Genomic DNA, 26,968 nt, shown 5'->3' with positions numbered 1-26,968 from the left:
GGTGTTTCTCTTCGAATGCTACAAATCCATGACGCTCCGCAGCTCGGTTTCGGAGACAGCACGGTCAATGGCATGCGGGCAGGTCCAATGATTTCTGGCTTAGTGATGGCTCTGGTGGCTGCAGTCTGCGGCTGTGGTAGCAGCAACGGTAGTACGTCGTCCTCAACAACACCGGCGAACGCAACCGCGCCTGCAGTGACAACCTATGCGGCACACGCAGGCGCGCAGATCGTGAGCCTTTCAACCACCACCTCCGGCGCCACCATTTACTACACCGTCGACGGAACTGCTCCCACAGCGTCCTCCGCCATCTACGCGGCGCCATTTTTAATTGCGTCAAACCTGACGCTCAAAGCCTACGCCACACGCTCCGGCCAAACCGACAGCGCCGTCACGACCCAGACCTTTTCGCCCAATATCCAATCCGGCACGCTTGTCTGGAGTGACGAGTTCACGAATACGACCGGCAGCAATCAACAACCCAACCCTGCCATCTGGACTTACGACACCGGTAACAGCGGCTTTGGCAACAACGAATTGGAGACCTATTGCGCCTGGGGATCGAACGCCTCACCCTGCGATCCAACTCATCCCAGCGCCTATGTCGGGACAGACGGCTATCTGCACATCGTGTCGCAGCAACCCAGCACAGGAGTCTACACCTCAGCGCGCATGAAAACGCAGGGCCTCTTCAGCGTGCAGTACGGACGCTTGGAAGCGCGCATCTGGGTCCCCGAAGCGCAGGGCCTGTGGCCCGCTTTCTGGGCGCTAGGCAACAACATCGATCATGTGAATTGGCCGGCTTGCGGCGAGCAGGACATCATGGAGCGTGTCAACGCCGCTACGACCCCCGACTGGAATGAAGGCTCCGTACACGGCACAGGCTTTACCGGCAGTACTGGCCTGGGAACCGTCTTCCACTTTCCCGCCGGAGAGATAGCCGCAGGCTGGCATACCTACGGCATGATCTGGAAAAAAGGGTCTGTCGCCTACTATGTGGACGATCCCACGAACCCTTATGTGACTTACACCAATCCGGCCAGCCTCGCAAATCTCAGCGGTGCGGTGTGGCCTTTCGATTCAGGCACCAGTAACTTCATCATCCTCAATCTGGCAATCGGCGGCGACTGGCCCGGTAGTCCCAACACATCCACCACGTTTCCGCAGTCGCTTCTCGTGGATTACGTGCGTTTCTACGCGCCGTAATCTTAGATTTCCGGCCATAGCATGCTTTGCCAGATCGTCAGGAGAGAAACCTTTGCCCAGCGCTTTGGCACACGCGTTCGCTTATGCCTTAGTCGCCTTTGTAGAGCGTGATCCAACGGTTCGTCTCCTCGCGGTTTTAACCGCGGACTTTTTGGGCGCTGCTTTTGTTGACTGCTTCTTTGCAGGGCGCGTCGCCTTTTCGGTTTTGGCTTTTGCTAGTTTCGCTTTCTTTGGTGGCGCGGCAGCCTTCGGTGCCTCTAGCTCAGACGGCAATTTCTGCATTGGATAGTCAGTCCAGCCAATCGATGAATCTTCGAAATCGTGCCCGATCGTCAACATGCGGACAATCGAGTGATACGTCTCAAGACGCTGCACCAGCATCTCCTGTTCTGCACCTTTCTTCTTGAGCAGTCGCCGCTCTTCCAACAGTTGCCGCTCGATCATGTGTACGATCCTGGCGAAGGCCGCAAGATTGTCCGAGTCCCTGCTGAATGTGCGGTATTTCTGCGCAAGTTGATGTGCTTTCCGTCCTTCAGAAGTCTCCTTCTGGCCAGCATCCAGCATCGGGTACAAAAGGAAGTAGATATCGATAGCGTCGCGCTCTGGTTCACCCATGCCGAACATCCTACTCCGAATTCAGCCAATCCTGACTCGAAATGAAATGGTGGCAGCATAGCCACGCTACACTGACAATCGCATTGATTTCTTTCGAAGAACTGCATAGGAGCACCCGTTGACGTTCCCTTTTTCTCGTCGCCGATTTCTCTACACATCCGCTCTCGGAGTCGGATCGTTGTATCTGAAGAATGCCGCCGCCCAAACCGAGGGCCACACCGAGGGTCTGTCGAGCAGAATCAATCCGCTCATCGGAGCAAGCACCAGCACCAAGCTCGGCGAAGGCAAAACCTATCCGGGACCGGCCACTCCATTTGGTCTTGTGCAGCTTGGGCCAGACACCATCACCGGTGGCGACAACGCTCCGGGATATTCCTGGGAACACACGACCATCGAAGGGTTCAGCTTCACGCGCATGAGCGGTGTAGGTTGGTACGGCGACTTTGGCAATCTGCTGACGATGCCGACCACCGGTCCATTGAAGTTTGCAAGCGGCCGTATTGCTCATCCCGAGGAAGGCTGGCGCTCGCCGTTCCGTCACGAGACAGAAAAAGTAGAAGCGGGTTATTACGCAATCGATCTGGATCGCTACAAGATTCGCGCCGAGCTCACCGCGACATCGCATGCCGGCATTCTCCGCTTCACGTTTCCCGAGTCGTCACAATCGCGTATTCAGCTTGATCTCGCGCGCCGTATCGCAGGCACCTCAACACGGCAATACGTAAAGGTGGTGAGCGGCAATGCAATCGAAGGCTGGATGCAATGCCCTGATTCCGGTGGCGGCTGGGGCAACGGTGACGGCCATGTGAGCTATACAGCGTATTTCCGCATGGAGTTCTCAAAGCCGTTAACCCGCTTCGGTGTCTGGACAATCGACATTAGCGGGTTCAACTTCGGCGACGGCATGGTCAGCGATCAGATGCAGTCCGAGGAGTTTTATCGGCGCGCTCAGCAGGCGCATGTTATCGACTGCTGCCGCGAGATGGAAGCAGATCATCTAGGCTTCTTCACGGAGTTCAACACCGCTAAAGATGAAAAGGTGCTGGCGAAGGCAGGTATCTCATTCGTCGATATCGAAGGCGCGCGCAAAAACCTCCAGCACGATATTCCCGGCTGGGACTTCGATGCCGTGCGCAGAGAGGCTACAAAACAATGGGACTCGGCGCTCTCGGCCATCGATATCGAGGGAGCCACGCATGAGCAGGAGGTGATCTTCTCGACCGCCCTCTATCATGCACTGCTCGATCCGCGAACGATGACGGATGTTGATGGCCGCTATAAAGCTGGCGACGGAAAGATCCATCAGACCGCGGATTTTACGCCTCGCACCGTCTTCAGCGGCTGGGATGTCTATCGCGGTGAGATGCCGCTGTTGACGCTCATTAAGCCCGCGATCGTCAATGATCAGATCAACTCGCTTGTGAATCTCGCTGAGCTGAGCGGCAAAGGCTATCTGGAGCGCTGGGAGCTGATGAATGCGTACAGCGGCTGCATGGACGGCGATCCGGCGACATCAGTCATTCTCGATGCCTACGTAAAGGGCATTCGCAAGTTCGATGTAGAGAAGGCGTATGCTGCCTGCCGTCAGACAGCGGCTGGAACTGACGCGAAAACCAATCGTCCTGACAACGAGTTCTATATGCAGCATGGCTTTGTGCCAGACCAGGTTTCATGGACGCTGGATAATGCCTACTTTGATTGGTGTGTTGGACAGCTGGCGAAGCATACAGGCAAGACTGAAGACGCGGAAACCTTCACGCAACGCAGCCAGAACTACCGCAAGATCTACGACGCAGAAGTGCAGAGCATGCGCGCCAAAGATAGGGATGGCAAGTGGATTCCGTGGAAGGGCGCGACCGAGTTTGGGCAGGGATGCACTGAGAGCAATCCGCTGCAGCAGTCGTGGTTTGTGCCGCATGATGTTGCAGGGTTGATTGAGGTCATGGGCCACGAACAATTTGCGAGTGCTCTGGAAGATTTCTTCGAGAAGACGCCCGAAAACTTTGGCTGGAATCCGTATTACAACCACTCCAACGAGCCCGTGCACCATATTCCGTATCTGTTTGTGTATGCGGGCAAGCCGTGGCTTACGCAGAAGTGGGCACGGCAGATTCTGGAGCATGCCTATCACAACGATGTGAACGGCATTGTCGGCAATGATGACGTGGGGCAGATGTCGGCGTGGTATGTGCTTGGGGCAGTAGGTTTTTATCCGGTTTGTCCGGGAGATGGAATTTATATCCTGGGCAGTCCGCTATTTCGCAAGGCGACGATTCATCTGGATCGGGAGTGGTACCGGGGTGGCAGTTTTACTGTTGAGGCGCGTGGGCATGGGGCAGGGAATATCTATATCCAGTCGACGCGGCTGAATGGGAAGGCGATTGACCGGGCGTGGATTCGCCATGCGGAGATTGTGGCTGGCGGCATTTTGGAACTGACGATGGGGCCGGAGCCGAACATGAAGTGGGCTAGCTCGCCGGAGTCGCTGCCGCCACGGACGGCTGGGGTTTAGAGGATTGCTGCTCGTGAAATGTTAGGGGCGGGTTTCACTGCGCAATGTTTGCGTGAGGATGCGCAATATTTGTCCGACGATGCGCAATCGGCGTGGTGCAATGCGCAATCGCTGCGCGACAAGTGGCAATCCGTGCATGACGATGCGCAATCGGTGTGCAACAGGTTTGCCATGCGCGCACTCTTGCCGATAGATATGCGGTTACCCCTCTCCTCGGTCTGAAAAGAACTATTCGCGAATTGCAAGGTGAGCTACGGAGGTACTCCTTGACGGCGCGCTATATCGTTTGCTACATAGGGTGATCGGAGGTAAGGGGCAGAAATGAAACTTCGCTGGACCGAGCTGGTGGCTGTTGGGCTGATGGCAGTGGTGGAGGCGCATGGGCAGGCAGCGGCTCCGAAGCCGGCGGATACTTCATCGCATACCGTGCAGTTCGTCACGGTTGAGCCGGGGGTGAAGCTGGAGGTTCTTGATTGGGGTGGGACCGGGTCTCCGCTGATCTTTCTGGCCGGGTTGGGAAGCGATGCGCATGTGTTTGATACGTTCGCGCTGAAGTTTACGAGTGCGCACCATGTGTATGGAATTTCGCGCAGAGGGTATGGCAAATCGGATGGTCCGAAGCCGGATAGCAACAACTACTCGGCCACGCGGCTGGCGGACGATGTGCTGACGGTAATGGATCAGCTGAAGATCGAGAAGCCGGTGCTGGTGGGGCACTCGATTGCGGGAGAAGAACTGAGCTCGATCGGGACGCGTTTTCCGGAGCGTGTAGCAGGGCTGGTGTACCTGGATGCCGGCTATCCGTATGCGTATTACGACCCGAAGGCAGAGAATCCCGACCCGATTATGGACATGGCGATGGCGCGGCATGAGTTGTGGCAGCTTACAGGGCCGCAGTCGACGCAGGAACGTAAGGAGATGGTGAAGGAGATGCTGGAGGTGACGCTGCCGCGGTTGCAGAAAGACTTTGAGGCGCAGCAGAAGCACCTGGAAACTGTGAAGGACCAGCCAGCGCCGCCGGATTCGCCGGATGTGGAGTATGGGTCAGCGGTGCTGCGCGGCGTGGAGCAGTTCACCGGAGTGAAGTGTCCGGCGCTGGCGATCTTTGCGGTGCCACATAATCTGGGGCCGATGAAGGACCTGGATGCGGCCGCGAAGGCGAAGGCTGAAGCAGATGACCTGGCGATTGTAGGGGCGCAGGTGAATGCGTTTGAAGCGGGCAATCCGACTGCGCGAGTGGTGCGCATTCCGCATGCAGATCACTTTATCTTCGAGTCGAATGAGGCGGATGTAATTCGGGAGATGAATACGTTTCTGGCTAAGATGCAGTAAGCCGCTCAGTCTCGATGGAGGGTGCGTCATAGCCTAGTCGTAGACACCAGTCTCAAGCAAGACCTCTGAGCTTGCAGACAAGCAGATTCCGAAAGCAGATCCTTCGCTCAGGATGACAAGTGAGAGGCGATATGGCTAGGGAATATTTGCGGCCCTTGCTACACTCTCTTGCATCGGTTTACAACTTTTTGCCTGAGGGCCCGAGGAGTTGATGCGATGCGTGTTCGCGGTCTGTCCTTTGCTTCTGTGCTGGTGGTTTCGGCGGTTTCTTTTTCTTCCATCACAACGATGAGTCTGGCGCAGGAGGCGGCTGCGGGACGCACTCTGGTGCGTGCCGGGCATCTGCTGGATGTGCATACGGGCAAGACGCTGGATGCGCAGACGATTGTGGTGCAGGGCGACCGGATCGTGTCTATCGGCGCGACTTCGAGTGTGCAGTCACAGGCGGGCGACAAGGTGGTCGATCTTGGATCGATGACGGTAACGCCGGGGTTGATTGATGCGCATACGCACATCACTATGAACACGGAGTTCGATCCGTACAAAGAGCTGACGGGTACGGATGGCAAGCAGGGGATCAATGGTGTGGTGAATGCCAGGAAGACGCTGCTGGCCGGCTTTACGACGATACGCAATGTGGGCGCGGATGATTATGTGGACGTGGATCTGCGTGATGCGATTGATGCAGGCCAAGTGCCAGGGCCGCACATGCTGGTGAGCGGGCCTGCGCTGGGTATTACAGGCGGTCACTGCGATGACAATCTGCTGCCGTTTCAGTACCACATTGTCGGCGACGGTGTGGCGGATGGGATTGCGGCGGTACAGCAGAAGGTGCGGCAGAACATCAAGTATGGGGCGGATGTGATCAAGGTGTGCGCGACGGGTGGTGTGTTGTCGAAGGGTGACGATCCGCAGGCTTCGCAATACACGCTGGAAGAGTTGAAGGCAATTGTGGCTGATGCGCACCGGCTTGGCCGCAAGGTGGCGGCGCATGCGCATGGCGCGCAGGGCATTTTGTGGGCGAGCGAGGCGGGGATTGATTCGATCGAGCATGGTAGCTATATCGATGACGCAGGGATTGCGGAGATGAAGAAGCATGGGACGTGGCTGGTGCCGACGCTGTATCTCGAAGACTGGCAGTTGGAGTATGGCAAGCTGCCGCCGTTTTATGCGCAGAAGATGCGCGATGTGAGCGCGGTGGCGAAGAAGAATATCCGCCATGCGTATGAGTCGGGAGTGCATATTGCGCTGGGCACGGATGCGGCGGTGTATCCGCATGGATTGAACGGGCATGAGCTGGAGGTGTATGTGCGCGATATTCACATGACTCCGCTGGCGGCGATTCAGTCGGGGACCGTGAATGCAGCGGAGCTGCTGGGGATTACAGATAAGGCTGGATCGCTGGATGCGGGGAAGTGGGCGGACATCATTGCTGTGGATGGCGACCCGCTGCAGGATGTGAAGCTGTTCCAGGATGTGAAGTTTGTGATGAAGGCTGGGGTGGTTTATAAGGGGCCGGAGGCGAAGTAAGGCTGAGATTGTCGACGATTGGAACTGATGTGATGTTCGAATCCAAGCAAAACGGAGTCTGATGGCGATCTGGCAATTCTCTCTTTATCTCGTTCCCAGGGAATCTCTTGTGGAGAGATTCGAGGAAGTGCCTGCGCAGTTGGAGATGGATGTTGCGGAGGATAGTCCCTGGTGGTCGTGTCATCAGCCTGCGAAGGGCTTCGAAGAAGAAATCGACACAATATTGCCGGAGGTATCTTCGTGGTCAAAAGAAATGCGCATTTGGGGTGATGAAAGAGGCCATGCGATTCTAGTGGTTTATCGCAGTGAAGAGAAACGAGAGGTTGAGCAGATCGAGATCAGAATCGATCTCTCAAAATACTCGAAGGAGTTTGTCTTTCGCGCTTGCCGGTGGGCAACATCGTTGGATTGTCTCGCGTGGACGAAAGCTTACGAGGTGATCATTCCGGAGTACAACGAAGTTGAAACAGCGATAAGGAAATCGCGCGCTATGAAATTTATGCTGAACCCAAGCGAAACGCTTCAAAGCCTGGAGGCAGAGGAGTTTTGAGCGGAAGCTTTGAGCGATTGAGAAAAAACAGATCCCCTTCGCGGATGACAGCAAGAAAGACAAGAGCAAAGCACGGCAGGAAAGTGTCCGAATTTGGACGCCTCTTGCTCGGTTGTGAACGCAGGTGTGTGATCTTGAGATTGCTAAGCTGTTTCGTTACAGGCAGCTAATGCAGAATTCTCGTGGTACTCGACATGCTTTCCGTATATGCACGTTGATGTGTGTGTATGAGGTTAAGCGATGAGAGTACTGCTGCAGGATCTGAATTATGCATTTCGCCAATTGCGTAAGACGCCGGGGTTCACCGTTACGGTGCTGCTTACGCTTGCGCTGGGGATCGGCGCTAACTCGGCCATCTTCACGCTGGTCAATGCGATCATGCTCCACAACCTGCCGGTAACTGATCCGAAGACTCTTGTCCGCATCGGCGATCAGGATGATTGCTGCGTCAACGGCGGCTGGAACGACAACGGGGACTACTCGCTCTTTGCGACAGACACCTACTACATGTTCAAGAAGAACCTGCCCGAGTTTGAAGAGCTGGCTGCGATGGAGTCCGGCTACGCATGGCGGCCTGTTACGGTTCGCCGCGCCGGAGCCCAGACTTTAGCGAAATCTGTCATGGGGACCTTCGTCTCTGGAAACTACTTCCGGGTCTTTGGTCTTTCGCCGGCGGCGGGCCGGCTATTGGTGGATGCCGACGATCAGAAAGGCGCACCGGTCACGGCGGTGATGAGCTATGACGCGTGGCAGCAGGATTTTGCGGGCGATCCGAGCGTGGTGGGAAGCGCGTTTTACATCAATACCAAAGCGGCTACGATCGTTGGCATCGCGCCGAAGGGGTTTTACGGGGATCGCATCGATACCAATCCGCCGAAGTACTACCTCCCCATGAATTCGATGGATCAAGTCATCGGCGCGCCGTATTTCAACGATCCTGACCTTCAGTGGGCCTATATCATCGGCCGCGTTAAGCCTGGGACTTCTCTACCGACTCTCCAGGCCAAGGCCAGTACGCTGCTGAAGCAGGAGTTTGCGCCGCTCAAGACATTTACCGACAAGCGCGCCAAAGAGGTTCTTCCCCGCACGCACGTGGTGCTCACTCCGGGCGGGGGTGGCATCCAGAATATGCAGGACGATTACAAGGACCATCTGAAGCTGCTGCAATGGATTGCCGCGCTGGTGCTTCTGGTGGCATGCGCGAATATCGCCAACCTGCTGCTGGTGCGTGGCATGAGCCGCCGCGCGGAGCTTTGCATCCGCTCGGCGCTTGGTGCGCAACGCAGCCGGATTGTGCGACAGCTTCTTACGGAAAGTGTTCTGCTCTCGTGCACGGGCGGATTGCTTGGCCTCGCTATTTCCTATCTTGGAGCGCATGCGCTGCTGGCTCTGGCCTTTCCTAATCAGCAAAACATGCCAGTTACGGCTTCGCCTTCGCCGCTGGTTATCGGCTTTGCCTTTGCGCTTTCGCTGGTTACGGGCGTTCTCTTTGGCCTTGCACCAGCGCTGATGGCGGCGCGTACGCAGCCTGCTGAAGCACTGCGCTCGAATGCGCGTACCACTGCACAAGGAGCATCCTTTCTGCAGCGTGCACTTGTTGTTCTGCAGGCAGCGCTCTCGCTGGTGTTGCTCGTTGCAGCGGGACTCTTTGCGCAGAGCCTCAACAAGGCTGAGAACGTGGACATGAAGCTGGATGCAACGAACCGCTACATCGCCCATATCAATCCGCAAGCGGCCGGTTACAAGAATACAGAGGTTGAGCCTCTCTACCAGACGATCGTAGACAGCTTCCACGCCATTCCCGGTGTTGTGAAAGTCGGCCTTGCAACTTACACACCGATGGAAGCGAACAATTGGGGATCTGGCGTAAAGATTCAAGGGCAGCCGGATCTGAACAAGGGTGCATCCTGGGTGAAAGGTACCCCGGAGTACTTTGACTCTGTCGGCACTCACGTTGTCATGGGGCGTGGCTTTACGTTGCAGGACACGATGAATGCGCCGCCTGTCGCCGTCGTCAATCAGGAATTTGTTAAGCAATTCTTTAGCGGTAAGAACCCCATCGGTCATCGCTTTGGTTTCTCCGGTCCGGGCCAGGCCGGGTTGGATGGAGCGCATGAGATTGTCGGTGTCGTAGAAGACACCACGTACACGAGCGTGTACTGGAAGAATCACGCGATGTACTTTCTGCCGCTTACGCAGCGCGCCGGCAGCGCAAACGACACCACCTACCATCTCGACGAAGACCAATCCATGTATGCCGGAGCTCTGGTTATCCAGACCAACCGCCCGATTCCCGGATTTGAAAAGATCGTGGGCGCTACTCTGGCGAGCATCAATCCTAATCTGACAATTGTGAAGTTCCAGACATTCCAGCAGCAGATTGACGACCGCTTTACTGAGGAGCGGCTCATTGCGCGGCTTACGTCTCTCTTCGGTTTGCTGGCGCTTCTTCTGGCGGCTATCGGGCTTTACGGTGTCACGGCTTACACCGTCGTTCGCCGTACGCCGGAGATCGGCATCCGCATGGCGCTGGGAGCGGCGCGCGGCCGCGTTATTGGAATGGTGATGCGTGGTGCGATGCTGCAGGCAGTAATTGGTCTTGCTATCGGCATTCCGGTGGCAATCTTCTGTGTGAGATACATCAAGTCGCAGCTTTATGACATCACCAGTGTCAATGTGCCGGTCATGAGCGTAGCTATTGGAGTGCTGGTGCTTGCGGCTGCCATTGCCAGCATCATTCCGGCGCGCCGCGCGGCGTCTATCGATCCGGTGCAAGCTTTGCGTATTGAATGAGACACATCTTCTTCCGCGCAGTTAAATTTATTTGACAATCTCGTTTGTGCGCCGCTACTGTTCTGGCGGGATGGGATCGATTCCATTGTGGAGCCGGTACCGTCCTGTCTGTTGCTTGCTTTGCAGACCAGCCTCTTTGAGTCACGGAAGGCACACTCCCCTGTGCAAAGAATGAGCTGTACCCACTTTCTAAAGGAATATCCCCGGCCTTCCGCGGCATCGCGCCAGAGCGAGTGCCGCCAACTACGCGGCATCTCAACAAACTCAAACTTTGCCATGCGCAGTCCAGCTTCAGGAAACAGGGCCCTTATTTAGTAGAACCGCCGAACTCTTACTGCCCACCTTTCTGACTCGAACGTGACACCTTGTTCCCAAACTGAAGATGATCGAAGGGAGATCCCGATGGAGAAGAAAAGCTGTTTCCATAGGTGGCTGATTCTGGCATCAGCCTGTATTTTCACGTCTCTGCTCTTTGGCCCCAATGCTCTCGCTCAACAGCGTCTCATGACACGTCACACGCGTGAAGTGGTCACTAAGCGGCAAGTTCCGTTGGTTCGAGCCCTACCTGCAACGCGGCGTTTGAAGCTCGCCATCATGCTGCCTCTTCGCAACCAGACAGAACTCAATGATCTACTGCGCAATTTGAACGATCCGCAGAGTCCGCAATACCATCGCTATCTTTCTGTGCAGCAATTCACGGATGAATTTGGGCCGACGCAGGCCGACTTGAATGCCGCAGTTCAATTTACCCAAGCGAATGGGATGACGGTGACGCGAACAACGTCCAATCGAATGGTCATCGATGTCTGGGCTTCAGTAGCGAGCATTGAAAAAGCATTTCACGTGAAGATGGGTGTTTATCAGCACCCGACAGAAAATCGTACCTTCTACGCTCCTGACCGCGAGCCGACAACTGATTCGAGCGTGCGCTTATGGCATATAGCAGGCCTTGACGACTTTTCGCCTCCGCGTCCGATGCTGCGCTTTGCCAAGGACAATGTGCACACGGACCAGACGGGCTCTGGCCCTAACGGGCAGTATCTGGGAAGCGACATGAGGGCGGCCTATTACGGAGGAACCGCACTCACCGGCGCCGGTCAATCTATTGGAATCTTTGGCTTGAACTTTAATCTGAGCGATGTTGAGAACTATTACAGTTCCATCGGTCAGCCTTTCAATTCGGGCACTGTGATTACGGAGTCGATTGATGGATATGACACTTCGTGCGGATCCTGCAACGACGGTGAACCGGTTGCCGATATTGTGCAGTCGCTCTCCATGGCCCCGGGCGCGAATGCGGTCATTGAATATGAGGCGTCCAATGACGTCGACACGTTCACGCAAATGGCGACCGAGAATGTTGCCAAGCAGCTCAGCGCCTCGGTGGGCTGGCTCCCGGCTGATCCGGCATCGGATGAGCCCATCTTCATGGAGTTCGCCGCGCAGGGACAAAATCTCTTCGTTGCCAGTGGTGATAGTGGGGCCTATTCGTTGCCCGGCTGCACCGGCAATTGCAACCCGGTCTTTTATCCCGCGGATGATCCGTACATCACTGCCGTTGGAGGCACGCATATCACGACCAATGGATCGGGTGGTTCGTGGCAGTCTGAAATCTCCTGGGGCGGAACAAATCCTGTACTCGCTTGCGCCAATCCGACGGGCGGAAGCAGCGGCGGATACAGCACGAACGGGTTCAGTCTTCCTGCTTATCAACAGCTTCCGGGAGCGGTGAACTCCACGAACCAAGCTTCGAAGACTTTGCGGAATATTCCTGATATCGCCGCTGAGGCGGATTGCGACAACTGGTGGTGTGCCGGCGGCACATGCCAAGGGGGAATTGGAGGAACCAGTCTCTCTACGCCGCGCTGGGCTGGATTCATGGCGTTGGTCAATGAGCAGGCGGCCAACAAGAACGCACCTCCTGTGGGTTTCCTCAACCCGACCGTTTACGGAATCGGTACAAGCGCAAGCTACGACAGTCAATTCCACGACATTAGCAGTGGAAGCAATGACAACGGGCTAGGGCAGGAGTATTTCGCAGTGACGGGTTATGACCTTGTCACGGGCTGGGGAAGTCCGAACGGGCAGACGCTCATCAACATGCTCACCCCTGCATCAACTGCTCCTTACTTTGCGCTCTCGGCAACGCCATCGACCTTGACGGTTGCGCCGGGTGCTACGGGAGCAACGGGAACGATCCAGCTCACTTCCGGGAACGGCTTCAATGGAACAGTGAATTTGACCGCGAATATATTGGGAGCTCCCTCGGGTGTGACAGCTACGCTAAGTCCCACTGCGATCTCCGGTTCGCAGAGTTCGATTCTGACTGTTTCGCTTACGGGTTCCGGGCCGGGTGGAGACCTTGTGCTTGTTGTCACTGGAACGAGCGCGGATGGAGTTGCAACGCAACCCGCTTATGTGAAGTTGGCGCTGCCAACCTTCTCTCTTTCGGCATCTCCAAGCGCTATTTATATCAACCAGGATGGAACAGCAAATGCGACGCTGAGCGTTGCGGGGCAGAACGGCTTTGACGGCAAGGTGACATTCTCGCCTGTAACGGGACTGCCGAGCGGTGTGAGCGCGTTGCTGCATCGTGACAAGAGTGCATCGACAAGCACGCTCGAACTTGCAGCTCGCGCCACTACGCCGACAGGGCCGGCTGTTCCACTCACTCTGACCGGAACATCGGGGGACATTGTGCAGAGCGCTTCCTCCGTTACGTTGACGGTAAGCGCGGGCATCGGTACCAATGGCTCTGGAAGACCGATCGATCTGTCATCTGCGTATAACCTGAACGCGATTTACAAAGATGGCACTACCATCACTACCGGCGGGCTTGACGGAGGAGGCAGCGCGTATTCGGCAAACGTGCTCACGCGCGATCGTGTTTTGAATGGCGTGCAATTCCACTTCGGACCCTCGGATAAGCCCGATGCTGTGGGGACCACGGGACAGACGATCAATACGCCTGCGGGAAACTTCTCGACGTTGCAATTGCTTGGCACTGGCTTCGACGGGAATCAGGCGGCACAAGCCATTACTGTTACCTACATGGATGGCACGACTGCGGAGTTTACTCAGAGCTTCAGCGACTGGTTCTCTCCCTCATTCAATACCAACGAGTCGTTTGCCGTGGTGATGCCGTATCGAAATCTCGCAGATGGCACAAAAGACAACCGACCATTCAACCTGTATGGCTACGTCTTTGTTCTGGATAGCCACAAAGCTGTAAAGAGCTTTACGCTGCCGGATGATCCGAACGTTGTGGTGCTTGCGGCCACTCTGACGACCACGAGTCTCAAGGATCAGGCGCGGCTGGATCTCTCACGCAAGTTCAACCTTGCAGGTGTCTATAGCAACGGCGTGACCTTCCCGGCCACTGGCGGCATGGATGGAGGCGGTGACGGCTGCACGCTTCCGGATGGCTGCGCTGATGCCTATTCCTCGCAGCAACTAGGCCTCTCGACAAACACGATTCCGTCTCTTACGGAGAAAGGCATACAGTTTGAATTTGGACCGGTAAATACTGTCGATTGCACGACTGCCTGCTTGCTTAACGAGATCGATCTCGGAGCGAGCCCAGGTACGACTGTGCACATTCCATTCGATAAGCAGCAGCCGTATGAGACTATGACGCTATTAGGAACGGGTGCTAACGGAAGCCATACGGGAACAGTTACGGTTCACTACGTTAATGGTCCAAGCGAAACCTTTAACCAAACCTTCAGCGACTGGTGTTCTTATGGTGCGAATGCGAACGAGAGCGTTGCGGTTGGCGGCATTGAACGCATCAACAGTGACGGAACGCTGAGCGGTGCGAGCTGCAATCTCTACGCTTACACTTATGCTCTCGATCCTCACCGGAAAATAGAGAGCGTTACGCTGACGAACACCGATCAGACGAGCGACTCTTTCGTGCTTGCAATCACCTTGCAGCCAGGTGACGAGAGGCGAGGCTGGCAGCTTCGATAGCGACTGCGGTAAAACACGATACGACAGAACAAGGGCGGCAAGATGGATCTTGCCGCCCTTGTTCTGTCACGTTGTGGGATTTTGAGTGTATTGAGGCAACTACTGTTCGTAGCTGCGGACCCACTCTAGGATGCTGCGGACGCCGAAGCCGCTTGGGCCTTTGGCGATGAAGGGCTTGGTGTCTTCGTACCAGGCCATGCCGGCGATGTCGAGGTGGATCCAGGGGGTGTCGGCGGCGAAGACGTGGAGGAACTCGGCGGCGGTGATGGCTCCGCCCCAGCGTCCGCCGGTGTTTTTGATATCGGCGATGTCGGACTTGATCTGGTCGTAGTACTCGTCGCCGAGCGGGAGGCGCCAGATTTTTTCTCCTGAGATTTCGAGCGCCTTCTGGAGCTTGCCGAAGGTTTCGTCATCGTTGGAGAATCCGCCTGCGTTGACAGGGCCGAGGGCGACGACGCAGGCTCCGGTGAGGGTAGCGGCATCAATCAAGTGCGTGCAGCCGAGCTGGCGTGCGTAGGTAAGGCCATCGGCGAGGACCAGGCGGCCCTCGGCGTCGGTGTTGATGATCTCGATGGATTTGCCAGGCTCGCCATCTTTGAAGGGCATGGCGATCTGGACATCGCCGGGCTTCTGGGCTTTGCCGTCGGGCATGTTTTCTGCCGAGCAGACAACGCTGATGACCTTGACGTTGGGCTTGATACGGGCGATGGCGGCCATGGCTCCTAGCATTGCGGCTGAGCCTGCCATGTCGTACTTCATCAGTTCCATTTTGTCGGCGGGCTTGATGGAGATGCCGCCTGTGTCAAAGGTGATGCCTTTACCGACGAGTCCGAGGACGGGGCCGGAGTAAGTCTTGGCGTCGTAGCCTTCGGGTTCGTAGGTGAGGACGATGAGGGCTGGTGGTTCTTCCGATCCCTGCGAGACGGACCAGAATGCGCCCATCTTCAACTCGTGGAGCTTGTCGGTGGAGTAGACCTCGGATTTGAGGCCGTGGCTCTTGGCCATGGCTGCGGCGCGCTGGCCAAGGATGGTTGGGGTGAGCTTGTTGCCGGGCTCGTTGACCAGCTCGCGGGCGAAGTTCTGGCTCTCGGCTACGATGATGCCTTCGTTATAACCGGCTTCGATGGCGGCTTTGTCAGAAGCGGGAGCGGCGAGGATGAAGTTGTAGACGCTCTGGTCTTTGCGGTCGGAGCGGTAGGTGTCCGGGTCGTAGTCGGCGAGGAGTGCGCCTTCAGTAGCTGCGCGCGCGCATGGGCCGGGTAGAAGCTCGGCTGCTTCGGGGAGAGCGAAGACCACGTCGCGGATGGTACGCGGCTTGGAGAAGCGGATGGCGGTGCCTGCGGCGCTGCGGACGGAGTGGGCCGTAGCCTTGGAGAGCTTGCCTGTGCCGACGAGGAGCAGGCGCTTGGCGGCGAGTCCCGCGGGAGCGTGGAGCAGGATGGTTTCGTTGGGACCGGCTTTGAATTCACCGGAGCCGAGCGCGGCGGCAGCGGCGGATTTTACGGCGGCATCGCTGGTGAGGAGGGTCAGCTCGGGCTTGGCGTCGGATCCTTTGGCGGCCTGTGTGGCAGTCTGGGTATCTGCGGTGAGGACGGCCAGCAGCTCGGTTTCGATTCCGGAGAGGTTCGCAGTGCTCAGTTGCGTTTTCATGGCACTCATTATTTCAGAGACCGGGAAGCCGGGAACAGGGGCCGGGGAAACGGGGAGTGCAGATGAAAAGCAGATCCTTCGCTTTGCTCAGGATGACAACGCTGATTTCGGGCGAAACGCTGAATGGCTGGATTGCGGCAGGCAAATTGGCGGGTATTGAAAAGCCGAACTGTCAGCGGCCCATCTTGTATTTGCTGGCGTTGATGGCGGCGCGGGATTCGCGGTCAGCTTCGCGGCGTTTTTCGGTTTCGCGCTTGTCCCACTCCTGCTTGCCTTTGGCTACGGCCAGTTCACATTTGACGCGGCCTTTGCGGAAATAAAGTCGAACCGGGATGAGCGTATTGCCTTTGATCTGCGTCTTGGTCTGTAGCTTACGGACTTCTTCCTTGTGAAGCAGTAGCTTACGGGTACGGAGTGCGTCGTGGTTAGCGCTGTTTCCGTGGGAGTAGGGACCGATATGGACATTGAGCAGAAAGGCTTCTCCGTCCTTGATGAGGCCGTAGGCGTCCTTGAGGTTGGCCTGGCCTTCGCGGATGGACTTGACTTCGGTGCCGCGCAGGGCGACGCCTGCCTCCACCTTGTCGGAGAGAAAGTAGTTGAAGCCTGCGCTTCGGTTGTAGGCGGCATCGCGTTCGCCGGCGGCGACGGGGTCGCGGGGTTTGGTGGCTTTTGCCGCCGGTTTGGCCGCGGGGGTTATCACGTGACTGGATTGGCGCGGCATGGTAAAGATTTCCTTGTACTTAGTGCCTTGAAACTCTATCGTAGCATCGGAGCAAAAGCCGATTCAAAGTTAACGGCGGAGTGCGAGGGGCTTTGCTAGAATGAGGCAACGCTGGAATAGCGCGCTCATTTTCCCCCTATGGCGCGGACGATGTGTCCAGGCAAAAGGCTTGATCTCAGCCATGGCCCATTCCGGTCATTGGTTCCGGAACGAGGTCTGCGGCAAGATTGAGGCAGTTGCCAGCGACTTAAAAGACCATTCAGGCGGTATAGTCCAGCCAGGGAATGGAAACCGTTGTAGAAGCCGTCGACTGCGGCGAGCTTCCAAACCGCTGCATGGGAGTTTGATGAGCCGCTTCGCACTTCTGATTCAAGGTTGCAGAACCGTAATTGCTGCTTCGCTGATGGCTTTGCTCGTCTGCAATGGCTTTTCTGTGCCCGCGTTTGCGGCTGACTCTGCAGCGAAGCTGTTCAAGATCGGACAGAAGGCCGAAGACCGAGAAGATTACGACGCTGCGTACGAAGCCTATAAGAAGGCATATGCGAAGGCTCCGAGCGATCTGCGCATGCGCACGGCGTTCTACCGGCTGCGGCAGACGACATCCTCAAACCACGTAACCCGCGGGCAGCAGTTGGAGAGCCAGGGCGACATGCCGGGAGCGCTTGCCCAATTCATGCGTGCAACGGAAATCGATCCGGGCAACGAGGCTGCGCTGCAGGAGATCGCGAAGATTCGCTCGAAGGAAAACGGCACTCCATTGCCGCATGAGACAAGCCTCAGCGATGCTTCGCTCCGGGATATCGAGGATTCCGGTGCTCCTTCCATACTGAAGTCAGTTTCCAAAGAGCCTTTTTTGACACTGCACATGACGGCGGATTCCAAGGTCGTTTATCAGGCGATCGGCAAGGCCGCCGGAATCAATGTGCTGTTCGATTCGGATTACAACGGCAAGGCGATTCAGGTCGATCTGCTGAATGTGACGCTGATGGATGCGCTGCGGATTGTCAGCATCGAGTCGAATACCTTCTGGCGCCCGGTAACGGATAACACCATCTTTGTCGCTGCCAACTCGCGAACGAAGCATACGGAGCTGGATGAGCAGGCGGTCCAGACCTTCTATCTCTCCAATGCCTGGCAGCAGAACGACCTGAACGACGTGGTGCAGGCGCTGCGCAACGTGATGGCCAATGCGCATGCCTATGGCGTGCCAAGTCAGAACGCGATCGTGATGCGCGGCACGCCGGACGAACTGACGTTGGCGCAGAAGATCATCAATGATCTCGACAAGGCGCGGCCTGAAGTGGTGGTGGACGTCGCCATCATGGAAGTGGACAAGGACAAGTTGCGCAATATCGGCCTGAGCTGGCCGGGAAGCATCAGTTTTGCGCTGCAGCCGCCGACGAGCTCGACGAGCACGACCACAACGACGACGGACGGCACGACAAGTACGACGAACCTGACGCTGAACAACCTGGCGAATCTGAATGCGAACAATTTTGCCGTGACGGTCAGCGCGGCGACGGCAAATCTGCTGCTGACGGATTCGGACAGCAAGATTCTGCAGAACCCGCGCATCCGCGCGCTGGACGGGCAGAAGGCGACACTAAAGATTGGTTCGAAAGTTCCGTTCGCGACTGGCTCCTACCAGACAGGCGCAACGACCGCGATTACCAGCTCGCTGGTCAATACACAGTTCCAGTATCAGGACATTGGCGTGAACATCGAGATGACCCCGACGGTGCACTATGACCACGATGTGACGTTGAAACTGAAGGTCGAGGACATGTCGGAAGGCCCGGCGGTGACGATCAGCGGTGTGTCGGAGCCCACCTTTATCCAGAAGAATTCAGAGCAGACGATCCGGCTGCGTGAGGGCGAGGCGACCATCCTTGCCGGCATTCTGAATAAGCAGGATCTGGTGAATATCACCGGCATTCCAGGTTTGGGTGAACTGCCTATTTTGAAGTACATTTTTGGCTCCAAGTCTGTTGAGCATATCGACGACGAAGTGGTCTTCGTGCTGATGCCGCATGTCGTGCGCAGCCCTGACATTACACCGCTGAACCTGCGCAGCATCGATACCGGCTCTGGACAGGCAATCTCGCTGCGGCCTGTGGATCAGGCGCCGGAGGCAAAGCCTGCCGCAGCGACCCCGCCGAGCGGCGCCGAAATACAGCCGTCGAGTGCGGTGGCTCCGCTACGCGGACAAACGGCGGCGACGGCGACTTCTTCGGCACTGCAGCAGATGCGCCAGAGCGCTTTGTCGGATGTACCGGGCGCCAACCCATCAGCTGCAACGCCAACCACAGCGGCGGCAACTCCAGGCAGCATGGCGTTTTCGATGACCGCTCCTGCGGCTCCGGTCGCTGCTGGGTCAACGTTCCAGGTGCCGGTGGTGTTGACCGGGGCTAAGGACATTGCTTCCGTTCCGCTGCAGATTCAATACGATAGCAGCAAGCTGAGCCTGGTCAATGTGGACAGCGGCGATTTCCTGATCCAGAATGGACAGCTTCCGGCGCTGGTGCATCGAGACGAGGAAGTGGCGGGAACGCCGTTGCACACAATATCGGTGGTGAGCTCGCTGCCGCCGGGATCGCATGGCAAATCTGGCTCTGGACCGGTCTTTCTGCTGACCTTCCAGGCCAAGCAGGCTGGATCGAGCCAGGTGGTCATAACGCATCCGGGTGCGATGAATTCTGCGCAACAGCCGGTTCAGGCGAGCGCTCAGCCGGCGACGATCGTCGTACATTAGAGAAGGGGTCGGTTGAGATGTTGTTGCTGCCTACCAGGCGGATGCCGGAACGCGATCCGAGGCCGGGCAGGCGTGTGCCTGTGAACAGCCCGCGTAAGCGTCATCGCGGAGAAGCCGGACTGACGCTGGTTGAGCTGATCGTTACGGCGGCGATTCTGGGTATATTGGCTTCGGTAGCGGTGCCGATTGCGCGATTTCAGGTACAGCGCCAACGCGAGCGTGAGCTGCGGTACGACCTGTGGCAGATGCGCGACGCCATCGACCACTACTATGATGCGGCCGTAAAAGGCGGGTTCATGACCAAGGTGGACAGCATGAATTATCCGCCAAGCCTGGAAGAACTGGTGAACGGGGTCGATATACAGGGTAAGAAGGTGAAGTTTCTGCGGCGGATTCCGGTTGATCCCATGACAGGGAAAGCCGAGTGGGGAATGCGGTCGATGCAGGATGATGCAGACAGCGATAGCTGGGGCGGACAGAATGTCTTCGATGTGTATTCCAAATCAGAAGGCACCGCGCTGGACGGCACGAAATATAAGGACTGGTAAGGGCAAGCAATGCGCGCGAAGCGGCAGGCAGAATCGGGATTTACGCTCATTGAGCTGATGGTCGTGATGCTGATCATCGGCATCCTGATGGCGATTGCGATTCCGAATTACGTTGGAGCGATGCGCTCGGCGAATGAGTCGGTTCTGAAAGAAGATCTGCATGTGATGCGCAACGCCATCGACTCCTACACGATGGATAAGCAGAAAGCTCCGCAGTCGCTGCAGGATCTGGTGGATGCTGGGTATCTGCGCAAGATTCCGGTCGATCCTATGACGCATTCGGCGGATACCTGGGTGACGGTGACGAGCGACGATCTGCATTCGGTGGATCAGACCGAGCCAGGCGTCGATGATGTACATTCGGGCGACGATCAACCGGGCAGCGACGGGCAGCCGTATTCGACCTGGTAAAAGCTCCTGCGCCCTTCGATGATTCGGTCCGATTCTTCGCTTGTCGTGGACCTACACTAAGAGGAATGTCTTCCTCGCACTCTCCGGCATTGCCAACCCGATCCGATCCGATTGCGGAAACCTATCGTCTGTATCAGGCGCTGGCCGATACCTTGCCGTTTGATCCTCATGGCGGGTTGGGAGGACGGTTACTGTTCGCTGGAGACATCCATGCTGAGAACCGGCTGTTGACGGCGGCCAGCATTGCTGGAGCTGCGTCGCTGGGAGCTTCGAGTGATGCAACGGTGCTTCGTCAGGCGATGCGAGATGGGGCGATTGATTTCCTGGTGACATCACTTGAAGAGGCCCTGCGGATTCTGAAAAATGAGGTGCGGAAGAAACAGCCGGTAGCCGTGGGGGTGTCGGAAGCGCCGGAGCGTGTTGTAAGCCAGATGCAGCGGCGCGGCGTTTTGCCCGATCTGCTTCCTCCGGCAGCGTGGGGTGCTGGCGTGACTGGTATGGACGAGGCTGCTGAGCAATGCTTCCGGGCCTGGGGATCGTTGCCGGTGAATGAGTCCGGGAGTCTCCAGTCCAGGAACTTCGATGTCGAATTTACGACTTGGACAGCGGATCGCAGAGCTGCAATCTGGCTGACGCGCATCGATCAGGTTGGGATCTCGGTGGTGCAGGAGAACGATGCTCTGCGGCAGCGATGGCTTCGGCTGGCCCCGCGCTATCTGGGCCGGGCTGCGATGCAGCGACGCGGCGTGGCGATGACTCCGGATGAACTGGAGAGTTTCCGCGCGGGTGTCAATGCTCTTGTCGCGGAACGGACCGCTGCCGGCGAAGAACCGGTTTCGATCCGGATCGAGGTCCCTCGCTGAGGGATAACGTCCCAGCTCATTGCGCAGCGTCTTCGACCTGTTGCCAGAGAGTTTTCAGTCCAAAACCAGTCTTGGACGAAATCAGGAACAGGTCATCGACTTCCAGGTCGCGCTTGAGGGCGGCGAGGTTGCGGGTGCGTTCGTTGCCGCTGAGCCGGTCGGCTTTGGTGCCGACAACGGCGAACCTGCGTCCGGCGTGGCGGAGCCAGTGGATAAGCTGGCGGTCGCTCTCCTGCGCGGGGATCTTGGCATCGATAAGGCAGATGCAGAGCTTTAACTGAGGCCGCTCGGCGAGGTAGGGCTCGATAAATGCGGGCCACGTCGACGAAATAGATTTGGAGATCTTGGCGTATCCGTAGCCGGGCAGGTCACTGAAGACGAGTTTTGGGTGCTGGTTTACGGATATGGGCAGTTCCGCGTTGGTGAGCGCGAAGAAGTTGATGGCGCGGGTGCGGCCCGGTGTGGAGGAGACCTTGGCTGCTTTTTCACCGACGAGCGCATTGAGCAAGCTCGACTTGCCGACATTGGAGCGGCCGAGGAAGGCGATCTCCGGAGCTCCCGAGGTTGGGAACTGGGCAGGGTCGGTGGCGGAGAGGAGAAACTGAGTACGGTAACGCATGTGAACTTTAAGGATAAGGGACGGCTGCGGCGTTAGCGGGCCGTAGTTGACACGCCATGCGGACAGGTTACGGAAGTATCTGCGCGTGAGTGTGCGTATGCGATACTCGAACAAGCATGTACAAGCGGATTGTTCTCAAGCTTTCTGGCGAAGCCCTGGCTGGCGATAGGGGTTTTGGCCTGGATTCGCAGCGTGTTCAGGAGATCACAAGCGAAGTCGTCGAAGTTCGGAAACTCGGCATCGAGATCGCGGTGGTGGTTGGCGGCGGCAACTTCTTTCGGGGAGTAGCACAGCAGGCCAAGGAGATGGACCGCGTCGCGGCGGACAACATGGGCATGCTGTCGACGCTGATCAACGCGCTGGCGCTGCAGGACGCGATCGAAAAGCACGATGTGCAGTGCCGGGTGATGACGGCGATTGCCATGGATCAGGTGGCGGAGCCGTATATTCGCCGGCGCGCGGTGCGGCATCTGGAAAAAGGCCGGGTGGTGATCTTTGCCGCGGGGATTGGGAATCCGTTCTTCTCGACGGATACGGCGGCTTCTCTGCGGGCGATGGAGATCAAGGCCGACGTGTTGATGAAGGCGACGAAGGTGGAGGGGATTTATTCCGCCGACCCGGTGCTCTTCAAAGACGCGGTGAAGTACGACGAGATCACCTATATGGAGATTCTGCAGCAGGGTCTCAAGGTGATGGATCTGACCGCGGTGAGTCTGTGCAAGGACAACAACCTGCCGATGATCATCTTTAATATGAATCAGCCGGGAAACATCATGCGGGTGGCGCAGGGAGAGAAGGTTGGGTCGCTGGTAACAGCCTGATTTGCTTGACTTTGATGACCGCTTAGGCGCATTCTTGCCTGCGCAGTAATGCGATGCTTCGGCATCAAGCCAGCGGTTTCTCTTTTGGAAACGTCGCTTCTTGCACATTCCTCCCTTGGTTTCTGACTCTTGCGCCAGAAAAGCTGCGTCTAATGGCTACGTATTGAGCATCGACCAGGCGGCTTAGATCTCCGGAAATGTCTTCTAACGATTCGATTAGGACGAATGTCAGACGCCTTGGTTCCACCGAATTAAGAACGACGGTAGACAGAGGAATTTTTTCTGGATGACTTTGATTTTGGAAAAGCCAGTGGAGCAATCTGCTGTGGCCCAGACGCTTAGCGAGACGCCGCGCGTGGAGCGGTCTGTTTCGGGGCAGTACGCCGCAATAGAAAAGCCGAAGCGGCTGGATGCGCTGACGGGCCTGCGCTTCTTTGCGGCGCTGAATATTGTTTTCTTCCATTTTTCGAATCCGCTGTGGTTCGGATTTATGGCCCCGATTGTGAACGCCGGGTATCTCTCGGTGAGCTTTTTCATCATGCTGTCGGGGTTTGTGCTGGCATACAACTATGCCGGGCGGGCGCGCGAAGGAAAGTTGAGTAAAAAGCGGTTCTGGCTGGCGCGGCTGACGAGGCTGTATCCGATTTATCTGCTTAGTCTGGCGCTGGGTTGGGAGACATTTCTAAGCGAGCGCGCGGCGCACACGCATGGGATGTTCCTGGCGGGTGCGATTCTGACGCCGATTTTGCTTCAGGGGTGGATTCCGGAGATTGCGACATTCGGAAATACGCCGGCGTGGACGATGTCGGCGGAGGCTGCGTATTACATGCTGTTTCCGTGGGCTGCGGCTGTGAAGCAGCCGAAGACGCGGGCGGGACACTTCTGGCGGCTGGGGCTGCTGTGGGCGCTGGGGATGATCCCGGGGACGCTGTATGTGATCTTTAATCCGGATCATATTGTGCATGTGGACCGGTTCTCGACGGGGACCTGGCTGCAGGCGCTGAAGTTTACGCCGATTCCGCATCTGGCTAGTTTCTTGTTCGGGGTGATGCTGGCTGGGCTGGACGAGACGTTGGAGCGCACGGGCTGGTTCCGGGTGGCGCTGGGGTTATTCGGCTTTGCAGCGATCTATTCGATTCTGGCGTATACCGATGTGCCGTACGCGCTGATTCACGATGGGCTGATCATGCCGCTGTTTGGGTGCCTGATATTGGGGCTTGCTGGAGTGAACTGGCTATCGAAGATATTTGGGTTCTCGCTGTTTGTGTTTGTCGGCGAGTCGAGCTATGCCTTGTACCTGATGCACTTTAATCTTTGGAACCTGGTGCATAACAGCGGCATTCTGCCGAAGCTGGGGCTGGATAAATTCGATCCGTGGATCAGCTATGGGATTCTGATCGGGCTGGCGCTGTTGGCGCTGCTGCTGATTGAGAAGCCTGCGCAGAAAGCGCTGCGGAAATGGCTGCATGTTTAAAGGTAAGGACTAGGGCATAGGGAACAACAGGCCGTTCGCGCTTGCGCAAACGGGGTTGGTGTCTCTTTGAGCCGAGGATGGCGGAACTGGGAAGTTCGGGTTATTCCTGCTCAAAGATCAGGTCTGCGGCGGCTGAGCTGTATCTGGGGCCAGGACCGTTTGGTTTTCGGGCGAAGATGTCTGCGGTGCCACCTCCGGGGCCTTCGGAAGCCATCGGTTGATAGCCGAGAAAGCGGAAATTATCTTTGACTCCGGGTAGATCAAACCAAGTTGGCGAATCGGAGCGGAGAGTTTCGACAAGGGGTAGGATGGCACGGATCTCTGTGATGCCGAAGTTGCTCTCTGTGCTTTGAATCTGTGCGCGATGATGCGCCAGTTCGCGAAGCATCAATCCAGCGTATGTATCAGGTGCTTCAATAAGGGCCTCTACGACCGGTTCCAGAACGACGGGAGCTGCCTTCCGCGCGGCGGTCTTCGTGGCGATGGAGGCGGCGATTTGAAATGCCACTTCGTTCGAATCAGCCTCGTGTGCGCTACCGTCGTACAGCGTCGCTATGAGGTCGACTATCGGAAAGCCGCGAAGGATGCCGGATTCTAAGGATTGCCGAATGCCGATATCGATGGATTCGATATACGCAGCAGGAATCTGTCCAGGCTGGAGTTCGTTTACGAACGAATAGCCGCTGCCCGGCGTGCTTGGATTCAAACGAATTTTGCAATGGCCGTAGTTACCGCGGCCGCCTGTCTGGCGGATATATTTGCCTTCGCCTTCTGCGGGCTGGCGAATGGTTTCAAGGTAAGTAATTGCGAGAGATCCCAGGTCTAACGAATGAAGACAGTCTCTGTCGAGAAGTACGCTGATGCCGCGAAGCTCTGATTCACTGGTTGCCCACAGCAGAAGCCGTTCCGGATTGGATTCGAACCGCACTCCTGGAAACTGAGGCAGTAATGCGTCTAGGGTCTGATTAAAACGGTCGAGGCTTTCCTCTGCGTCGATTTTGAGGATGACCGACAGCGGGAAGCGCGAGGATGGCCGCGGGAGAGACAGGGTCATAGCTCCGATCTGTCCCAACGTAGCGCTCCTTAAGCTAGAAAACAATGACCAAAGATCAATTGAGAGAGAAAAGCGAAAGGGCAGCCTGTGTAGGCTGCCCTTCGTGTTTGGAATGGATGCTGGCTTACGGCTGGTTGACCTGTACCGAGTGGTTGCCGCGTGGGATGGCCGCCAGGGCGGCAGGCTGGCCTACGGTTGGGTAGGGGCCGTTCTGTGCTGGGGCTAGCGTGCCTGTGCTCGGATTGAGCTGGAAGGCGGACAACGAGTTATCCAGGAAGTTCGCCGTGAAGACATAGCGGCCGAAGCTTGGGTCGACAAGTACGGCGACGGGCTCGGTGCCAGTGGCATTGATGGAGCTGCCCGAGGTGTTGACGGCTGCCGAAGGCGTGCCGGTAGGCAGAGAAATGGCGTACGCCGAGACGCTGTTGTCGAGTTCGTTGGTGACGTAGATGAACGTACCGCGCGGATCGATGGTGATCGCCGATGGCTGGTTGCCCGTCTTGAATGGACCATTGATGAGCGGAACCAGAACGCCGCCGTCGAGGACGGTGTAGGCAATGAGCTGGTTCTGAGCAAAGTCAGTTACATACACGAAACGGCTGACCGGCGTGCAGGCGATGCCTGTCGGTCTAACGCCAGCGTTAAAGGGGCTGCCCGGCTCGGCGCTGAGGACGCCCGCACTGGTGGCGGCGAAGGCATAGACGTAACCGAGGCCGGTGTCCGTGTTGTAGGAGGTCACAAAGGCAGAGGTTCCGGAGGGGAGCGCGGCGACGGCAGTGGGATTCACGCCAATTGGCCAGTAGCTGAGGCTGCCGTTGGCGACTGCCGTGCCGACGGTCCCGTCAGTACCGATGGGAAAGACCACCAAAGCGCCGCCAGTGCAGGTGGCCGCTCCGGGTGTGTAGGTGGAGCAGCCGGGCTGATACCGGTTGACGACGTAGAGCAGCGTCCCCTGAGCGTTGAGGGCCATGGCAACCGGGGTATTGCCCTCGGCGCTCATGGTGTAGGACTTGCCGGAGGTCAGCGCTCCGTTGGAGCCGACGGCGAAAGTGACGAGGCTGGAGTCACCCTGGTTGAGGGCCCACAGATGCGTATAGTCCGTCGAGGTGGCGAGGGCTATCGGGGTTACGCCGCCGGAAGAGATGGCGGAACCGCTGACGGACAGAGCGCCGGAGACACGGTCAGCAACGAATGTCTGAATCTGTCCGGGGTTCTCTTTGTTGCCGGCAACATAAAGATAGTCGATGGTAACGGGATTGCACGCCGTAAAGGTGCTGGCCAGTATGAGCGCAATGGCAGAGACCAGGGATACATGGCCGAGTCGGTTGGACTTCATCTGTTTCCTTCAATATGGGCCGCTCATGCGGAGTCCCAATCAGACTGAGTTGAGTTGATCCGTCTCGATTGTAAAAGCTCAAGACGGGCTACGGCTAGTTAACCCGAAGTCAGCAGGCAGCAGCCCGGCTGGTCCGAGGGATTGCGGAAAGTTGGCGCAAACCGGTTATCCGCATGAGGATTCTCTGTTTGGACGCACAGCGCTGAGGG

General features: G+C 57.2%; 19 protein-coding genes. 13 read left to right on the top strand and 6 right to left on the bottom strand.

Features of this window, described 5'->3' with window-relative positions; all coding sequences use genetic code 11:
* Positions 1-15: 15 nt before the first annotated feature.
* Entirely contained in the window at positions 16-1,206 is a 1,191-nt protein-coding gene (locus OHL22_RS20885; protein WP_263341581.1) for a chitobiase/beta-hexosaminidase C-terminal domain-containing protein, read from the top strand.
* An 81-nt stretch (positions 1,207-1,287) separates the two neighbouring features.
* Here the strand turns inward: OHL22_RS20885 and OHL22_RS20880 are convergent, their stop codons facing one another.
* Positions 1,288-1,821 carry a hypothetical protein gene (locus tag OHL22_RS20880; protein WP_263341580.1) on the bottom strand — a complete coding sequence of 178 codons (534 nt, stop codon included), beginning with the start codon at positions 1,819-1,821 and terminating at the stop codon, positions 1,288-1,290.
* Positions 1,822-1,939: 118 nt separating this feature from the next.
* Between OHL22_RS20880 and OHL22_RS20875 the strand changes: the two genes are divergently transcribed.
* The 6 genes from OHL22_RS20875 to OHL22_RS20850 all read left to right on the top strand — a co-directional run bounded on the left by OHL22_RS20875 (position 1,940) and on the right by OHL22_RS20850 (position 14,510).
* The gene (locus OHL22_RS20875) at positions 1,940-4,333 is read left to right on the top strand and encodes a GH92 family glycosyl hydrolase (RefSeq protein ID WP_263341579.1); all 2,394 of its coding nucleotides are present in this window, start codon (positions 1,940-1,942) and stop codon (positions 4,331-4,333) included.
* 321 nt (positions 4,334-4,654) lie between these two features.
* The gene (locus OHL22_RS20870) at positions 4,655-5,665 is read left to right on the top strand and encodes an alpha/beta fold hydrolase (protein WP_263341577.1); all 1,011 of its coding nucleotides are present in this window, start codon (positions 4,655-4,657) and stop codon (positions 5,663-5,665) included.
* 216 nt (positions 5,666-5,881) lie between these two features.
* A complete protein-coding gene (locus OHL22_RS20865) occupies positions 5,882-7,195 on the top strand; it encodes a metal-dependent hydrolase family protein (protein WP_263341575.1) in 1,314 nt (437 codons plus the stop codon).
* Between the two features lie 145 nt (positions 7,196-7,340).
* The gene (locus OHL22_RS20860; RefSeq protein ID WP_263341574.1) at positions 7,341-7,745 is read left to right on the top strand and encodes a hypothetical protein; all 405 of its coding nucleotides are present in this window, start codon (positions 7,341-7,343) and stop codon (positions 7,743-7,745) included.
* Between the two features lie 240 nt (positions 7,746-7,985).
* On the top strand, positions 7,986-10,538 hold the full coding sequence (locus OHL22_RS20855; protein WP_263341573.1) for an ABC transporter permease: 2,553 nt from the start codon (positions 7,986-7,988) through the stop codon (positions 10,536-10,538).
* A gap of 402 nt (positions 10,539-10,940) precedes the next feature.
* On the top strand, positions 10,941-14,510 hold the full coding sequence (locus OHL22_RS20850; protein WP_263341571.1) for a S53 family peptidase: 3,570 nt from the start codon (positions 10,941-10,943) through the stop codon (positions 14,508-14,510).
* Between the two features lie 99 nt (positions 14,511-14,609).
* Here the strand turns inward: OHL22_RS20850 and OHL22_RS20845 are convergent, their stop codons facing one another.
* Positions 14,610-16,160, bottom strand: a complete 1,551-nt coding sequence (locus tag OHL22_RS20845) for a leucyl aminopeptidase (RefSeq protein ID WP_263341569.1) — start codon at positions 16,158-16,160, stop codon at positions 14,610-14,612.
* A 172-nt stretch (positions 16,161-16,332) separates the two neighbouring features.
* Positions 16,333-16,881 carry an SsrA-binding protein SmpB gene (smpB, locus tag OHL22_RS20840; RefSeq protein WP_263341567.1) on the bottom strand — a complete coding sequence of 183 codons (549 nt, stop codon included), beginning with the start codon at positions 16,879-16,881 and terminating at the stop codon, positions 16,333-16,335.
* Between the two features lie 346 nt (positions 16,882-17,227).
* Between smpB and OHL22_RS20835 the strand changes: the two genes are divergently transcribed.
* From OHL22_RS20835 to OHL22_RS20820, 4 genes are all read left to right on the top strand, one after another.
* Positions 17,228-19,633, top strand: a complete 2,406-nt coding sequence (locus OHL22_RS20835; RefSeq protein WP_263341565.1) for a cohesin domain-containing protein — start codon at positions 17,228-17,230, stop codon at positions 19,631-19,633.
* A 41-nt stretch (positions 19,634-19,674) separates the two neighbouring features.
* Positions 19,675-20,181, top strand: coding sequence for a type II secretion system protein (locus OHL22_RS20830; protein WP_377819966.1), 507 nt, complete (start codon positions 19,675-19,677; stop codon positions 20,179-20,181).
* A 9-nt stretch (positions 20,182-20,190) separates the two neighbouring features.
* Positions 20,191-20,592, top strand: a complete 402-nt coding sequence (locus OHL22_RS20825) for a type II secretion system protein (protein ID WP_263341562.1) — start codon at positions 20,191-20,193, stop codon at positions 20,590-20,592.
* A 65-nt stretch (positions 20,593-20,657) separates the two neighbouring features.
* Entirely contained in the window at positions 20,658-21,455 is a 798-nt protein-coding gene (locus tag OHL22_RS20820; RefSeq protein WP_263341561.1) for a hypothetical protein, read from the top strand.
* A 16-nt stretch (positions 21,456-21,471) separates the two neighbouring features.
* Here OHL22_RS20820 and yihA read toward each other — a convergent pair whose 3' ends face one another.
* The gene (gene yihA, locus OHL22_RS20815) at positions 21,472-22,074 is read right to left on the bottom strand and encodes a ribosome biogenesis GTP-binding protein YihA/YsxC (RefSeq protein WP_263341559.1); all 603 of its coding nucleotides are present in this window, start codon (positions 22,072-22,074) and stop codon (positions 21,472-21,474) included.
* A 116-nt stretch (positions 22,075-22,190) separates the two neighbouring features.
* Between yihA and pyrH the strand changes: the two genes are divergently transcribed.
* Both pyrH and OHL22_RS20805 read left to right on the top strand, forming a co-directional pair.
* Complete coding sequence (gene pyrH / locus OHL22_RS20810; protein WP_263341557.1) at positions 22,191-22,895, top strand: UMP kinase; 705 nt, start codon at positions 22,191-22,193, stop codon at positions 22,893-22,895.
* A gap of 286 nt (positions 22,896-23,181) precedes the next feature.
* Positions 23,182-24,369 carry an acyltransferase family protein gene (locus OHL22_RS20805; protein WP_263341555.1) on the top strand — a complete coding sequence of 396 codons (1,188 nt, stop codon included), beginning with the start codon at positions 23,182-23,184 and terminating at the stop codon, positions 24,367-24,369.
* Positions 24,370-24,469: 100 nt separating this feature from the next.
* Here OHL22_RS20805 and OHL22_RS20800 read toward each other — a convergent pair whose 3' ends face one another.
* Complete coding sequence (locus tag OHL22_RS20800; RefSeq protein ID WP_263341554.1) at positions 24,470-25,423, bottom strand: translation factor GTPase family protein; 954 nt, start codon at positions 25,421-25,423, stop codon at positions 24,470-24,472.
* 124 nt (positions 25,424-25,547) lie between these two features.
* On the bottom strand, positions 25,548-26,759 hold the full coding sequence (locus OHL22_RS20795) for a lactonase family protein (protein WP_263341553.1): 1,212 nt from the start codon (positions 26,757-26,759) through the stop codon (positions 25,548-25,550).
* Between the last annotated feature and the right edge of the window lie 209 nt (positions 26,760-26,968).

Source organism: Acidicapsa dinghuensis, assembly GCF_025685685.1.
GTDB classification, from domain to species: Bacteria; Acidobacteriota; Terriglobia; order Terriglobales; family Acidobacteriaceae; genus Acidicapsa; species Acidicapsa dinghuensis.
Note: the sequence above shows the minus strand (reverse complement) of the source record. Positions and strands in the feature narration are given on the sequence as shown.

Excerpts from the sequence above, each read along its gene's own strand:
- OHL22_RS20865 (WP_263341575.1), top strand. The coding sequence starts at position 5,882 with ATGCGTGTTCGCGGTCTGTCCTTTGCTTCTGTGCTGGTGGTTTCGGCG.
- pyrH (WP_263341557.1), top strand. The coding sequence starts at position 22,191 with ATGTACAAGCGGATTGTTCTCAAGCTTTCTGGCGAAGCCCTGGCTGGC.
- OHL22_RS20805 (WP_263341555.1), top strand. The coding sequence starts at position 23,182 with ATGACTTTGATTTTGGAAAAGCCAGTGGAGCAATCTGCTGTGGCCCAG.
- yihA (WP_263341559.1), bottom strand. The coding sequence starts at position 22,074 with ATGCGTTACCGTACTCAGTTTCTCCTCTCCGCCACCGACCCTGCCCAG.
- OHL22_RS20880 (WP_263341580.1), bottom strand. The coding sequence starts at position 1,821 with ATGGGTGAACCAGAGCGCGACGCTATCGATATCTACTTCCTTTTGTAC.
- OHL22_RS20845 (WP_263341569.1), bottom strand. The coding sequence starts at position 16,160 with ATGAAAACGCAACTGAGCACTGCGAACCTCTCCGGAATCGAAACCGAG.
- OHL22_RS20830 (WP_377819966.1), top strand. The coding sequence starts at position 19,675 with ATGCCGGAACGCGATCCGAGGCCGGGCAGGCGTGTGCCTGTGAACAGC.
- OHL22_RS20855 (WP_263341573.1), top strand. The coding sequence starts at position 7,986 with ATGAGAGTACTGCTGCAGGATCTGAATTATGCATTTCGCCAATTGCGT.
- OHL22_RS20885 (WP_263341581.1), top strand. The coding sequence starts at position 16 with ATGCTACAAATCCATGACGCTCCGCAGCTCGGTTTCGGAGACAGCACG.
- smpB (WP_263341567.1), bottom strand. The coding sequence starts at position 16,881 with ATGCCGCGCCAATCCAGTCACGTGATAACCCCCGCGGCCAAACCGGCG.
- OHL22_RS20835 (WP_263341565.1), top strand. The coding sequence starts at position 17,228 with ATGAGCCGCTTCGCACTTCTGATTCAAGGTTGCAGAACCGTAATTGCT.
- OHL22_RS20825 (WP_263341562.1), top strand. The coding sequence starts at position 20,191 with ATGCGCGCGAAGCGGCAGGCAGAATCGGGATTTACGCTCATTGAGCTG.
- OHL22_RS20870 (WP_263341577.1), top strand. The coding sequence starts at position 4,655 with ATGAAACTTCGCTGGACCGAGCTGGTGGCTGTTGGGCTGATGGCAGTG.
- OHL22_RS20795 (WP_263341553.1), bottom strand. The coding sequence starts at position 26,759 with ATGAAGTCCAACCGACTCGGCCATGTATCCCTGGTCTCTGCCATTGCG.
- OHL22_RS20860 (WP_263341574.1), top strand. The coding sequence starts at position 7,341 with ATGGATGTTGCGGAGGATAGTCCCTGGTGGTCGTGTCATCAGCCTGCG.
- OHL22_RS20820 (WP_263341561.1), top strand. The coding sequence starts at position 20,658 with ATGTCTTCCTCGCACTCTCCGGCATTGCCAACCCGATCCGATCCGATT.
- OHL22_RS20850 (WP_263341571.1), top strand. The coding sequence starts at position 10,941 with ATGGAGAAGAAAAGCTGTTTCCATAGGTGGCTGATTCTGGCATCAGCC.
- OHL22_RS20800 (WP_263341554.1), bottom strand. The coding sequence starts at position 25,423 with ATGACCCTGTCTCTCCCGCGGCCATCCTCGCGCTTCCCGCTGTCGGTC.